The 14,787-nt window shown below is 33.4% G+C and carries 12 protein-coding genes; 2 read left to right on the forward strand and 10 right to left on the reverse strand.

Going from position 1 to position 14,787, the window contains the following annotated elements:
* Positions 1-6: 6 nt before the first annotated feature.
* The 10 genes from mtnK to dpaL all read right to left on the reverse strand — a co-directional run bounded on the left by mtnK (position 7) and on the right by dpaL (position 12,279).
* The gene (mtnK, locus tag C4N20_RS04725; RefSeq protein WP_005980368.1) at positions 7-1,194 is read right to left on the reverse strand and encodes an S-methyl-5-thioribose kinase; all 1,188 of its coding nucleotides are present in this window, start codon (positions 1,192-1,194) and stop codon (positions 7-9) included.
* 15 nt (positions 1,195-1,209) lie between these two features.
* On the reverse strand, positions 1,210-2,259 hold the full coding sequence (locus C4N20_RS04730; protein ID WP_005980366.1) for an S-methyl-5-thioribose-1-phosphate isomerase: 1,050 nt from the start codon (positions 2,257-2,259) through the stop codon (positions 1,210-1,212).
* A gap of 26 nt (positions 2,260-2,285) precedes the next feature.
* A complete protein-coding gene (locus tag C4N20_RS04735) occupies positions 2,286-3,581 on the reverse strand; it encodes a Na+/H+ antiporter NhaC family protein (protein ID WP_005980364.1) in 1,296 nt (431 codons plus the stop codon).
* Positions 3,582-3,624: 43 nt separating this feature from the next.
* Positions 3,625-4,290: an L-fuculose-phosphate aldolase gene (locus tag C4N20_RS04740; protein ID WP_005980363.1), complete on the reverse strand. Its 666-nt coding sequence runs from the start codon at positions 4,288-4,290 to the stop codon at positions 3,625-3,627.
* A gap of 14 nt (positions 4,291-4,304) precedes the next feature.
* Complete coding sequence (locus tag C4N20_RS04745) at positions 4,305-5,474, reverse strand: iron-containing alcohol dehydrogenase (RefSeq protein ID WP_005980360.1); 1,170 nt, start codon at positions 5,472-5,474, stop codon at positions 4,305-4,307.
* Between the two features lie 21 nt (positions 5,475-5,495).
* Positions 5,496-6,260: a DeoR/GlpR family DNA-binding transcription regulator gene (locus C4N20_RS04750; RefSeq protein WP_005980358.1), complete on the reverse strand. Its 765-nt coding sequence runs from the start codon at positions 6,258-6,260 to the stop codon at positions 5,496-5,498.
* Positions 6,261-6,708: 448 nt separating this feature from the next.
* Positions 6,709-8,298, reverse strand: coding sequence for an N-acyl-D-amino-acid deacylase family protein (locus tag C4N20_RS04755; RefSeq protein ID WP_005980356.1), 1,590 nt, complete (start codon positions 8,296-8,298; stop codon positions 6,709-6,711).
* A gap of 36 nt (positions 8,299-8,334) precedes the next feature.
* Positions 8,335-9,807 carry a sodium:solute symporter family protein gene (locus tag C4N20_RS04760; RefSeq protein ID WP_005980354.1) on the reverse strand — a complete coding sequence of 491 codons (1,473 nt, stop codon included), beginning with the start codon at positions 9,805-9,807 and terminating at the stop codon, positions 8,335-8,337.
* A gap of 30 nt (positions 9,808-9,837) precedes the next feature.
* A complete protein-coding gene (locus tag C4N20_RS04765) occupies positions 9,838-11,022 on the reverse strand; it encodes a YgeY family selenium metabolism-linked hydrolase (RefSeq protein WP_008698683.1) in 1,185 nt (394 codons plus the stop codon).
* 36 nt (positions 11,023-11,058) lie between these two features.
* Entirely contained in the window at positions 11,059-12,279 is a 1,221-nt protein-coding gene (gene dpaL / locus C4N20_RS04770) for a diaminopropionate ammonia-lyase (protein ID WP_106878557.1), read from the reverse strand.
* Positions 12,280-12,563: 284 nt separating this feature from the next.
* Here dpaL and C4N20_RS04775 point away from each other — a divergent pair, with 284 nt between their 5' ends.
* On the forward strand, positions 12,564-14,273 hold the full coding sequence (locus C4N20_RS04775) for a sigma-54 interaction domain-containing protein (RefSeq protein WP_005979510.1): 1,710 nt from the start codon (positions 12,564-12,566) through the stop codon (positions 14,271-14,273).
* A gap of 79 nt (positions 14,274-14,352) precedes the next feature.
* Positions 14,353-14,781: a MarR family winged helix-turn-helix transcriptional regulator gene (locus tag C4N20_RS04780; protein ID WP_005979512.1), complete on the forward strand. Its 429-nt coding sequence runs from the start codon at positions 14,353-14,355 to the stop codon at positions 14,779-14,781.
* The last annotated feature ends 6 nt before the right edge of the window (positions 14,782-14,787 follow it).

Raw genomic sequence — 14,787 nt, forward strand, 5'->3', positions numbered from 1 at the left:
TTAAATTTAAATCAAGTCTTTTCCTGATTTTATTTTATATCTGTCTTTTACAAATCTTATTCCTATTTGTATAAGCTCCCTCTCAACTTTTACTCTTTTTTCTGTATCCTCAATACTTGTAACTTCCATCACCTTAGAATCGCCCACTACTCTTCTGATGATTTCCATCCCTGCCGACCCTACTGAATCAGCCAATATTTCTCCAAGATACCAGTTTTCAAAGCCTTCATTTACATAAAGAGGATCTTTTACTATCTCCTTATATTTTTTATGGAATTTTACAACAAACATATCAAAAATATTTTCAATAGTCTCAGTAAGCCATTGGATAAATTTCTCTTTCTTTTCTCCATCTTCCATAAGATACTTTCTATTTACCAAAGAGAAGAAAAGATTTCCTATTACGTTTCCAATATCATATCCCATAGGCCCATAGAAAGAAAATTCCGGATCAATTACCTTCATTCCTCTTTCGTTGATAAATATAGACCCTGAATGAAGATCTCCATGTATTAAAGCCTGAGCATTATTCATAAAATTATTTTTAAGTTTTGCTGCTTCAACATGAAGCTCTTTATCTTCATATAAATATTTTTTTACAAACTCCATATTTTCTGGAATAACTATATTTCTATCTCTGTCATTCACATAAGGTTCTGTAAATACAAGACATTCTGATATATCACACAATTCTTTATTTATAAAAGCTTTTACTCTGTCTTTTTTCTCTGCTCTGTCCAGTACCAGATCTGTTGTTGGAAGAAGGGTATCTGCTAGGAAACTGCTTATCTCCTCTGCAAATTTTTCAAATATTTTCCCATCTATAAGCTCTTTTCTTAGATTCTTATATTCAGAAATATCCTCCATTACTATTACACACATGATATCGTCATAACGATATATTTCAGGTACAAATTCAGGAGCATATTCCCCTTCCAGCTTCAATATTTCTGCTTCAATTCTACTTCTGTCCAAATCCAAAGGACGTCCAGATGAACGTAAAAATTTATCTGCCTGTTTCAATACAACAGACTTTCCAGTTTTATCTTCTATGACTCTGAAAATATAGTTTATATTTCCATCTCCAATTTCTTCGCCCCTAAGCTCAGCATCATCTGGAAAAATTCCAAAATATTTTGTATATTCAACAGCATCTGCTGCTGACATACGAAAATGCTCTAAATATTTATTCATAGTCTTCCCTCTCTCTTAATAATATTGTTCTACTTCCTTTTCATAATATTCTGCCAGATTATATGGAGAATATATTCCCTGATCTGTAACAACACCACTGACTAAATAAGGAGGTGTAATATCAAAAGATGGATAATAAGCTTCTACTCCCTCTAAAGTATTTTTTATTCCATTACATGTTAAAACTTCTTCTGGATTTCTTTCCTCTATCACTATATTTTCAAGTTTTTTATCTTCATCAGGAATGCCAGTAACAAAATATGGAATTCCAAAGTATTTTGCAACTATAGCAATCTGCAAAGTCCCCACTTTATTTACTATATGACCATCCATACAGATAGAATCTGCTGCTGAGGTAAATACATCTATTCCTTTAGATTTTATTGTCCATGCAGGCATATTGTCTGTAATCACAGTCACTTTAAATCCCTGATCTTTCAGTACACTTGCTGTAAGACGTGCCCCTTGAAGATATGGTCTTGTTTCTGGGCAGTAGAATTCTATATCTTTATTCTGATTTCTTATCTCTCTTCCCATACAACCTACAATTGTTTCACCAAAACATTGCGTCATTACTTTCCCTTTTTGTGGAAAAAGCTTCACAAGATTTTTAGCTACTTCTGACATTCTTCCATATCTTCTCTCAAGTGAATCAACTGTTCTTTGAAATATTGCCTCTACAGCTGATTTCCCCTGTTCAATAGCTTCTTTTCCAACTTCATAACATGACTCAGTTATAAGCTTCATACGATTTACAGTAGTAGGTCTTGCATGAGATATTACATCAGAAGCTTCTTTTAGGAAAGCTATCTGCTCCTCTTTAGACAACCCCTCTGCCTGATAAGCAGCCAGAGCCATTCCCATTCCTGCTGCTGTATAAGGTCCTGCACTTTGTGTTACCATATCTGTGATAGCTTGTCTCACCTCATGGTAATCACTGCACTCCACAAATTTTACTTCTCTTGGATAAATTCTTCTATCTAAAATTCTCACTTTTCCATTTTCATACCATGCAATATTTTCATACTGAAGCATGAAAGCCAACCCTTGATCCATTCTACTCATATTTATCCCTCTTTTCATTAAAAATACTATGCTTTGCTGTTTTTAAAATTAGGCAGTCCAGTAGCTATAGACAATGCTCCCATTACGATCATCAGCATAGAATACCAAGAATAAGGTACTATTGATGCTGGTGATATCTGAGCCATTCCTGCTGCCATAAGCATTTGTCCTGCATAAGGCATCAACCCTTGAAATGCTGATGAGAACAAGTCAAGAAGTCCAGCTACTCTCTTACGGTCTACACCAAATTTATCTGCTATATCTTTTGCCATAGGCCCTGCTGTAATAATTGATACTGTATTATTTGTAGTTGCCAGATCAAGAAGACTTACAAGAACTGCAATTCCAGTTTCTGCTCCCCTTTTACTCTTTATTCTAGCTGTAAGATTTTCCAGAAGATAAGTAATTCCTCCAAAGTGATTCATGAGGGCAACTACTCCTCCTACTACAATAGCTATTATAGACATATCTTCCATCCAGCCAAGTCCTCTTTGCAGTATTCCAAATATCTCCACAAAAGTAAAACTTCCATGGAAAAGTCCGATTCCAAGTCCTAAAGCTATTCCTATTCCCAATACATTTATTACATTGAGCCCTGTAAGTGCCAGAACAATGATAGAAATATATGGAATTATATTTACAAGATTGTATTCATAAATTTTACCTTCAACTCCGCTTCCTCCCATAAAAGATATCAGTATCATATTGATGATAACTGCTGGAAGCACAATAGCAAAGTTGACTTTGAATTTATCCTTCATTGCTACTTCTTGAGTTCTTGTTGCTGCAATAGTTGTATCAGAAATAAATGACATATTATCTCCAAACATTGCTCCACCTATAACTACCCCGCATACTAAAGGCAGTGCTATACCAGTTTCTCTTGCTATTCCTACAGCTACTGGTGTCAAAGCACTTACAGTTCCCATAGATGTCCCCATTGAGAAGCTAAGTGCACACCCTACAAGGAACAGACCTGGAAGCAGCATTTTAGCTGGAAGTACAGACAACCCCAGATTTACTGTTGAACTAACAGCACCCATTGCATCTGCTACAGAATAAAAAGCTCCTGCCATAAGGAAAATTATGACCATCAGAATCAATGTAGGTTCTCCTGCACCCTTACAGAAAATATTTACCTTTTCATCTAATGTTTCTTTCTTCCCCTCTTTGTTTAAACAAAACGACACTCCCATAGTAATCATAAATGCTGTAAGCAATGGCATATTTCCAAAGCTTCCTGTAAAGATTCCAGCTCCTGCATATAACCCTAAAAATACAATCAATGGAATCAAACCTTTGATATTTCCTTTCTTCTCCATATGTCCCCTCCTAAATATTTTTTATTTAAAATTTTAATCCACCCTAAATTTCTTCATGTTCCTCTGTTCTTTTTCCATAATCTTTAAATCTCTCTATCATATTCTGCATCTCTTTTTCTGATAGAATTTCTGGTTGTCCTACAGTTTTAGCTATAAAGTACAGCTCACAGCAGAATTCTACATTTTCAGCTATATTATAGGCTTCTGACAGGTTGGCCCCTCCTGCCAGCATCCCATGATTGCTTAAAAGTACTGCTTTTGTCCCTTCCATTGCTTTGAAAGCATTTTTAGCTAATTTTACCGTTCCATAAGTTGCATATTCTGCACAAGGTACATCAGTTCCCGCCACTGCCAGAAGATAATGTATTGCTGGTAGTTTTTTATTGATGCATGAATATCCTGCTGCATATTTTGAATGAGTATGTACCATTGCATTTATATCATCTCTATATTTATAAAATATTCTGTGCATGTCTGCTTCACTTGAAGGAACTCTCTTTCCATCTACTATTTTTCCACTTTGTACATCTATAATTACTATATCTTCTGGAACTATTTCAAGATAATCTATCCCGCTTGGAGTAATTGCCATAAGATTCTGTTCTCTGTTAACCAGACTTATATTTCCTCCCGTCCCTTTGGTAAGACCTTCTTTTATCATACGTCTGCCGTATTCCATTACTTCTTTTCTCTCTTTTTCTAATAGCATTTACTTTTACCTTCCTATTTTGACATTTTTAAAATATTTACTATATCTTCTTTTCTTAATTTTTTAAATCTTCCAAGAGTTTCACTTCCAGCAAGAGCTTTTTCAGCCATCACTTCAAAGTTCTCCTCTCCTATTCCTGCCTCTTCCAAAGATGTTTTCATTTTAAGATTTTTGAAAAACTTTTTAAGTTCTATTATTCCTCTTAAAGCTGTTTTTTCTTTGTCTTCATCTTCTTTTATCCCAAAGACTTTTACTGCAAAATCTGAAAATCTTTCTATATCTTCATCTTTCACATATTCCATCCATGCTGGAAATACTATTGCCATTCCTGCTCCATGAGTTATGTCATATATGGCACTTATTTCATGTTCTATTCTATGAGATGCCCAGTCAGCAGCTCTTCCTGCTGCTATCATTCCATTATGTGCCGCAGTGGCTGCCCACATAATTTGAGCACAATTATTATAGCTTTTAGGTTCTTTCATTATTTTAGGTCCAAATTCTACAACTGTTCTCATAGCTGCTTCCAAAAGAGCATCACTCAGCTGTGTGTCTGCTGTACGGCTGAAATATCTCTCCATAAGATGGGACATTATATCTGTTACTCCACACCCCATTAAATAAGACGGTATTGTAAAGCAAACCTGTGGATCTAGTATTGAAAACACTGGAAAATTCTTTTCTGTATCGCATACACATTTCATTGATGTTTTCTCATCACTTATTATGGAACTTTCTGACATCTCTGACCCTGATCCCGGTATTGTAAGAACTACCCCAACATTTAGAGAATTTACAGGTTCATTTTTTCCTGTAAAAAAATCCCATACATCTCCTTCATATACTGCACCAAGGGATATAGCTTTTGCAGAGTCTATTACACTTCCTCCACCTACTGCCAGAATAAAATCTATATTATTTTTTCTGCATATTTCTATTCCTTCATATACCAGAGATAGTCTTGGGTTTGGAACAACTCCTCCAAAATTTACATATTCTATACCATTCTCTTCAAGGGATTTTACTACTTTGTCATATATCCCTAATTTCTTAATCAGGCTTCCATCTCCTTCATAATGCAGCAGAACTTTTTTGCTGTAAGCTTTCACATATTTTCCTGCTTCCTCATGAGTATCTTTTCCAAATATAAGTCTTGTGCTGCTTTTAAAATTAAAATTTTCCAATTTCTATACGCCTCCTTAGAATCATATATATACAATATCTACCTTCAGCTTTTTAAGAGATTCCTCCCATTCATTTGATAGTTTCTGATCTGTTATAATATAATCTATTTTATCTAATCCGCAAATCAGATGAGATTCCAGATTCTCAAATTTTGTTCTGTCCACTATCAAAAATGTTTCTTCTGAATTAGCTATCATTTTTCTTCTGATTTCAGCTTCTCTTTCGCTGTCATCTGTTACTCCAAATTTTCTGTTAACTGCTGTACAGCTTACAAATGCTTTATTTGCATAAAGGGTCTCCAGCTGATTTACTGCCTGACTCCCTATAAACGATTTTGTTCTCTTTCTAAAACTTCCACCAACACATACTATTTTTACCCATTTAGAATCCTGAAATACTTCTACTACTCTTATTGAGTTAGTTATAACAGTAACTTTTTTCTCATACTTATCTACAATTTGGGCTACACATACTGCTGTAGTACTGCTGTCTATCATCAGTGTATCTCCATCTTGAATAAACTCAATAGCTTTATTAGCTATCTCATGTTTTTCTTCCAGATATATCTTTTCTCTTATTTCTAAAGGAACCTGTTTGTCAGTTTCTGATTGAAGATATGCTCCCCCTCTCACTCTTTTTAACACTTTTGTTTTCTCTAATTTATCCAGATCACGTCTTATAGTTTCTTCTGATACATTAAACTGCTTGCTCAGTGTGCTTATTATCACACTTCCTTTTTCATTTAATATCTTTTCAATTTCTTTCAATCTTTGAATCGCCAGCATTTTTTAAATACCTCCTTTGATACAGTTCACATAATATTACATTTTCTCAAAATATGTGTCATTATCTTCAATTATATACTATATCAAAATTTGTATCTATGCATTTTTTTATTTTTCTCAACTTTTTCTCACATTTTACAACATATTTTTTCTTTATAACAACAAGATATCACATCTTCAAAAATTAATCAACAGTTTTTTTAAAAAAATTTGAACTAATTTTGAAACTAAAGATACGGTTCAATACATAAAGATATTTTTCTTACCATTGAATATCCTATAATTACCTGTCTTCACTCTTATCCTTCATTAATTTATTTCATTTTCTTCTCAATTTATCTCCTCATATTTTCCAACATTTTTCCACAAAAAAAGAACGTGATTTCTCACGCTCTTTTTTAAGGATTATTTAGAGTACAAAATTTATGAACAATTTTGTAAGTGGTAGCTATTTTTTAATTCTAATAACTCTTCCTGGCAATATTTCATTTTTCTTGTAGTCTTTAATTGCAAATTCTCCATTTACCATTACATGACTGATTCCTTCTGGGAATTGAATAGGATCTACGAAAGTTCCTTTATCAATAGTTGTATTTTCATCAAATATAACTACGTCTGCAAAGTATCCTTCTTTTAATAGTCCTCTATTGTCTATTTTAAATGTTTTAGCAGGCTTATTTGTCATTTTATAAATTGCTGTTTCCAATGTCATAGCTTTCATTTCTCTTACAAATTTTCCTATAACTCTAGGGAAAGCTCCATATACTCTAGGATGTGGTTTTCCTCCTAAAAGTCCATCTGTACATATATTACTTTCTTCTCTTGTCATGAAAGTAACTACATGCTCATCTTTTCCATAGTAGTCATACATTCCAACAGCATTTTCTTCTTCTTTCAATAGATCGAATACTGCATCAAATTTATCTTTTCCTCTTAATTCAGCTATTTCTATTAGATTTTTTCCTATACAGTCTTCATTAGCTTTTGTTTTTACTGAAGTTACAAATATACCTTCAAACCCAGCAAAATCTATAAAGTTATCCCAACCTGGAATTCCATTGATTATATCATGTTTCATTTTTTCTCTGTCAGCTTTGTTTCCTAATCTTTCTACAAGTTTATCAGTTCCTCCTGCATGTGCCCAAGGTGGAATGATAACTCCAAGCATTGTACTTCCAGCAACATATGGATACTGGTCATAAGATATTTTAATTCCTTCCTCTTTACATTTATCAAGAAGAGCAACTATATCTTTTATTAAATGCCAGTTCTTTTTACCACAGATTTTGAAGTGAGAGAAATGAATTTTTACTCCGCTTTCTCTAGCTATAGTTATAACTTCATTCATAGATTCAATCATTGTATCTGCTTCACTTCTTTGGTGTATAACTAATGGTCTGTCATATTCTGCTGCTACTTTACAGATTTCTACTAATTCTCTAGTATCTGAATAAGCACAAGGTATGTAGATAAGTCCAGTTGAAAGTCCAGCTGCACCTGCTTCCATCTCTCTTCTAGTTATATCTCTCATTTTAGCTAATTCTTCATCTGTTGCTACTCTTGCTTCAAGCCCCATAGCTTCCATTCTGATGTTTCCATGAGGAACTAAGTACATTTCATTAGGTCCTGATCCAGTTTTTGCTATAAGATCAAGATATTTATCAGTTGTTTCCCAGTCCCAAGCTAGAAGATCACTGTCACCATCTAGCCCAGCTAGATTTTTTCTCCAAGAGCTTACAAATTCTTTTGGAAGAGGAGCCATTGAGATTCCGTCTTGACCTAGTATCTCTGTAGTTATTCCTTGACGAAGTTTAGGTTCGATAAATGGTTCTATTAATACTTTTAAGTCTGAGTGGCTGTGAGTATCTATAAATCCTGGAGCAACTATTTTCCCAGTTGCATCTATAACCTCTGCTCCTTCAACATTATCTATTGTTCCTATTTTTTCAATTTTATCTCCATTTATAAGGACATCTGCTTTATATCTTTTTTCACCGCTACCATCAACAACAAAACCATTTTTTATTAATTTCTTCATAATATAATCTCCTCCTTAATAATTGTACTTATATCATTAAATATTTTCAAATTCAATTTCAGGAGCTGGTTTAACACCCATACTTCTTTCAATTGCTGAAACCGCAAAGATTACTATAAACGCTACTATTCCACCAGGAACCATTGCATTTAATCCCCAAGGAGTATTTAGAACATATATCCATATAGCTGCTACAACAGTACCTGCAACGATTGAAACAAATCCTGCATTTCTTGTTACATTTTTGTAGAAGATACCACAGATAAATGCTGCGAAAGGTCCTGCACTTCTAAGGGCAAAGGCTCCCATCATAACACTGATTACATTACTTGCTTCAAGAGCTATGAAAAGCCCTACTCCTCCAACTACCAACATAGCAATTTTTGAAATCCAAATTTCTTTTTTATCTTCTTTAACACCTTTATTGATGTAAGGAACGAATATATCATTTGTAAACATTGTAGCAGTACCAATCATATTTCCAGCAGCACTACTCATAGTAGCTGCAACGATTGCTGCCAGAACTATTCCTGCAATTATAGCAGGGGCAAATGTGATTGTAGCTTGTGCAAGAGCATTCTTTTGAGATCCTCCTAATGCATAACCATCAATACAAACATAAGCTAAAAGTCCGATTATAGCAGGAACTATTGCATAAGCTGCTGATACAACTCCAGCAAGTATAGATCCTAATTTTGCTGATTTACCATCTTTTGCAGAACAGTAAGTTTGAACTATTTCCTGTCCTGTTGGGAAAGTCATGAAATACATAGCTATATACCCTATAATAGTCGTAGCTCCAATTTTTGTCATGCTAAGCATGTCCATATTTGCTCCACTTACACTTTTCATAGCTTCTGCTTTCTCGAATAATGCACCAAATCCTCCAACTTCTTTACTATTTACCATTACAAGCATTGCAATAGTCATTCCTACTGTAATAAACAGAACATGCATAAGATTTGCTGCTGTAACAGATTTAAATCCTCCAACCATTGTGTAAATAATAACAACTATTGTACTCACTATTGCTGCTGTTTTAAAGTCAAACCCTGTAACAACATTGATGATAGAAGCTGTTGCTATGATTTGAGCTCCTGTTGCCATAAATAATGCTAATATTGATGTGATAGCAGTAAATATGTGAGAAGCTTTACCATATCTTTTACTGATTATTTCAGGTACTGTATTTGCCTGTGCTCTTCTAAAATATGGAGCAATAAATGATACAAGGACAAACCCTATACCTCCTGCAATAACATACCATGCTGCTGATAATCCGTATTGAAAAACGTTAGTTGCTATACCAGTTGTACTTGCTCCCCCTGTATTAGCTGCAAATAATGTACCTGCAAGAACTACTGGACCTAAAGATTTACTTGCCATTAAGAAGTCATCATTACTTTGTTTTTCTTCAGCTTTTTTTCTTGAAGCAAAAAGTCCAATAGCAACTGTTGCCGCCATGTAAAGTAAAATGATTACCAAAGCTGTGATTTGTGCTTTATTCATATTCAATTCCCCCTAAATTAATTTAATTTATTACTTTGCCAAATAAGCTTTTAAAATTGCATAATATCCTTCAGTTACATTATATAGACTATCTAATTCTATGTATTCATCTATTGTATGTGCTAAGTTTTCTCTTGATGGTCCATATCCTATTGTTTTTATTCCTGCTTCTCCTGCATAGTGAGATCCATTTGTACAGAAATTATAGTGAGTGATTGTAGGAGTCTGTCCTATTCCCTCTAAAGCTTTTAATGCTTTTTGTACATACTCATCTTTCTCTTCAAATAACCATCCTGGGAAGAATCTCTCTCCTTCTATTGTTGCACCAGTCCAGCATTTTTCTACTCCTCTTGCATATGATACTTTTGCTTTAAGAGTTTCATCTTCTTTTGCCATTTCATCTAGTAATTTTTGAATAGGTGCCAATACACTTTCAGGAGTTTCTCCTACTAGAAGTCTTCTGTCATAAGTTGCTCTGCAATAGTCAGGGACTACTGATGCTCCTGGGTATGGAGATGATTTTACATCTGTTAATTCAAGTATTCCATATCCCAATGTGTCATGGTGAGTCATTGGTAGTTTTTGAATATTTTCAATTATTTTCATCATTTTATATACTGCATTTATTCCTTTTTCTGGGTTAGCTGAGTGAGCAGGTTTTCCAAAAGTTTCTACTACTATTTCCCCTCTTCCTCTTTGTCCTATTTTAAGATTAAGCTGAGAAGCTTCTCCTATTATTACATAATCAGGTTTTACATATTTACTGATCTCTCTTGCTGCTACTCCTTCGAAACACTCTTCATGAACTACACCAGCTATGAATATTTCTCCAGCAAATTCTTTTTTAAGGTCTTGAGCTAAATATGCCCCAGCTAAAAGCATTGCGCACACAGCACCTTTCATGTCAGTAGTTCCTCTACCATATAGTTTACCATCTTCTATATTTCCAGCAAAAGGTTTCTTAGTCCATTTTTCTTCATCTACTGGAACAGTGTCTATATGACCGTCCATAAGTACTTTTGGCCCTTCATATTTTCCTTTTACAGAACCAATAACATTTCCGTACTTGTCTACATGTACAGTATCATACCCTACTTCAAGGCATAATTTTTTAATATATTCTGCTACTTCTTTTTCTTCTCCTGAATAACTTCTTCTTTGAATAAGGTTTTGAAGTACTTCTACTATCTGTTCTTTTCTTTCATTAGTCAACATTTAAATTCCTCCTGAATTTTTTATTTAAAATATGATTTATTTATTTGGATAAGCTCCGTTCCATACTACATTTTTGAACCCTTCTACATCTGTATCTCCTTCAGTGCTGATACATAGTATTCTTGAGTTTTCATCTAATTTAAGTTCTTTCATAAGTTCTTTGTATTCTTCTTTCTTTTCTGAAAGAATAGTGAATAGTCCCAGCCCTACAGCTCCTGATTCCCCAGAAATAACTCTTGTATCTGTTCCAAGAGGACTAGAAAGTACTCTCATTCCTCTAGCTGCAACCTGATCATCACATGATACAGAGAAGTCTGCATTGTCTCTTAATATTTTCCAGCTGATAGTATTTGGTTCTCCACAAGCAAGTCCAGCCATTATAGTAGTAAGATCTCCAGTTACATTATGTGGATTTCCATCATTAGCTTCCATAGATTTATATATACAGTTAGCTCCATGAGGTTCACAGATAACTGTTATTGGTCTGTCATCTCCATAAAGGTGAGCTAAATATCCTTGTACTGCCCCTGCGAATGATCCTACCCCAGCTTGAAGAAATACATGAGTAGGTTTTTCTTCTTTAGCTGCTTCCAGCTGCTCTACTACTTCATTTATTATTGTTGAATATCCCTGCATGATCCATAGAGGAATTTCTTCATATCCGTCCCATGCAGTATCCTGTACCATTATCCATCCATGATCTTGTGCACCTTTATTAGCAAGTCTTACAGCATCATCATAGTTAAGATCAGTTATACTTACATCTGCTCCTTCTTTAGCTATTGCATCAAATCTCATTTGAGCAGAACCTTTAGGCATATATACAACAGATTTTTGTCTAAGTCTTGCAGCCATCCATGCTACACCTCTACCGTGGTTACCATCAGTAGCAGTAACAAAAGTAACATCTCCAAGCTGTTTTTTTACTTCATCAGAGATAAGCACATTGAAAGGAAGATCTTTCATGTCTCTATTAAGTTTTTGACTAAGATATTTCCCTATTGCATATGATCCCCCAAGTACTTTGAAAGCATTCAGTCCGAATCTTTTAGATTCATCCTTCATCCATACTTTTTTAACACCATAGTATGAAGCAAGAGTTTTCAGATCAACTAAAGGAGTTGCCTGATAATCAGGGAGACTTTTATGAAAGTCATAAACCTCTTTCATTTCCTCAGAGCTAAATCCTGAAAGTTCAGATTTTTTATATCCAGCATCTCTGCTTTTTTTATTGTGTACCCATTTTAATAGTTCCAATTTTTTATCCTCCTATCGTTTTATTTTCACAGTATATATAAGCAAAAACCATACCAATTTTTAAAAATATTTTTATGTTTTATTTTAGAACTTTTACGAGAGTTTTCATTCACTTTTAGAAGGAATCCCCCTTTCACCATTTCTCACTTTGAGAATTTTCTATCATTTTGATAATTTTTATCAAAGTCCTATATTTTCTAATTTTCTCTTTTTATTATTTTTTTTCTTTCTCATTTTGAGAAAAAATTGTATAATACATATATAAAATAAAAGGAAGTGGAGATATGGATTTATTAAATAAAATAAAAGATGATATATTAAAATATGCTGAAACTATTTCCCAAGTGATAAATATAGATGTAGAAATCATGAACAAAGAACTTATAAGGATAGCTGGTACTGGAAGACTGAAAGAAAAAGTAGGTCTTGATATGACTGGTGAATCTCATGTTTATGAGCATGTTTTAAAAACTGGTAATACAGAAATTATACTTTCTCCAAGGGAAGAGAAAATATGTCAAACCTGCCCTTCGAGAAATACCTGCACAGAAGTATTGGAAATTTCTACTCCTATTATGTTTAATTCTGAGCCTATTGGAGTTATCGGACTGATTTGTTTTGATGAAAAAAAGAAAGATGAGTTCATATCAAAGCAAGATTCATATATAAAATTTTTGCAGCAGATAGCTTTATTCATTGGTTCGAGAGTATATGAAGCCAATGAAAAAATAATGATAGAAAACAATAATAAGGTTCTTATGAATATAGTTGACAGAATCCCAGACTCTATAATCATAACTAATGATCATGATAAAATAGAGCTTATCAATGAAAAAGGAATATCTCTTTTTAAACTGACTGACTATGAGCATAAATTACTAGTCTCTCCTATTAAAAGCTTTCTTGATAAAAAAGAATTTTCATTATCCTATGCTGATATTTCTCATGATGTTGTAGGAGATATAATATATTTCCCTAAAAATATGGGAAGATTCAGAACTTTGTATATATTTCAGGAATCTCAAAAATTCAGAACATATCTCCATCAATTAAACTATAATTTTTCCAAGGAATTTATTTTTAATTCTCAGGAAATGGAAGCTGTATATTCAAAAATAAGAAAAGTTGCCAAAACTACATCAACTGTTCTCATTACAGGGGAAAGTGGAACTGGAAAGGAAGTTGCTGCAAAAGCTATTCATACAAGCAGCAATAGAGCTGACATGCCTTTTATTGCTGTCAACTGTGGAGCTATTCCTGACACTCTTATGGAAAGTGAATTTTTTGGCTATGTAAAAGGTGCTTTTACTGGAGCAAATCCAAAGGGAAAAATAGGGTTCTTTGAACAGGCTGATAAAGGAACTATATTTTTAGATGAAATTGGTGATATGCCTTTAACACTTCAAGTAAAACTTTTGAGAGTACTTCAGGAAAAAACTATCTCTCCTGTAGGTTCTGATAAGATAAAAGAAATAGACATAAGAATTGTTGCTGCTACCAATAAAAATTTAGAAACCCTTGTAGCTGAAGGAAAATTCAGAGAAGACCTCTATTATAGATTAAATGTCTTTCCAATAGATATCCCAGCTTTAAGAGAAAGACCAAAAGATATAGAAGATCTGACTAACTTCTTTATTGCTAAGTATTCTCAGCTTTTCAATATTCCTATAAGAAGACTTTCAAATGAAGTTATGTTTCTTTTTCTTTCTTACAGCTGGCCTGGAAATATAAGAGAGCTTAAAAATATAACAGAATATATAATAAATGTAATTGAGGAAAGAGATTTGATGATAACTGTAAAACACCTGCCGCCGAAACTTACAAATTCTCTCAATATAAAAGAGATAAAAACTCTGGCAGAAATAGAAAAGGAGGCTATTGAAACTTTTCTTTTAAAATATGGCCGTTCTTCTAAGGATAAAGTTAAAGTAGCCGAAACTCTTGATATAAGTCTTGCTACCCTCTATAGAAAATTAAAATTATATAATTTATAGTCAATTTTTATATCCTTGACATTTAAATTTTAAAGTTATATAATTGTTAGCAAGCTAACAATATTTCAGGAGGAAAATAATGAAAACAGATTTAGGTTTTTATATAAAAAAACTTGAAAATCTTCTTCAGCGACAGGCTTATAAAGCATATCATGGAAAAAATGATAATGACTATTCTCTAATGAATATGTGGATTACAGATTTTCTTACAGATCATGAAAGCAAAGATATTTTCCCAAAAGATATTGAAGAAGAGTTCTTTATCACTCGGGCAACTACTTCTAAAATGCTGGCATTAATGGAAAAGAAAGAGCTAATTGCCAGAGAAAGTGTTCCTGAAGATGGAAGATTAAAAAAAATTGTTTTATTACCAAAAGGAAGAGAGCTTCAAAAGAAGTGCATCCAAATGCGTGATAAAATAGAAGAGAAATTAACTGTGAATCTTACAGAAGAAGAAAAAAAACAATTTCTTATCATATCTAAAAAAATAATTGACGGCATGAGTTAATTCTTT

Source organism: Fusobacterium ulcerans (genome assembly GCF_003019675.1).
Lineage (GTDB): Bacteria > Fusobacteriota > Fusobacteriia > Fusobacteriales > Fusobacteriaceae > Fusobacterium_A > Fusobacterium_A ulcerans.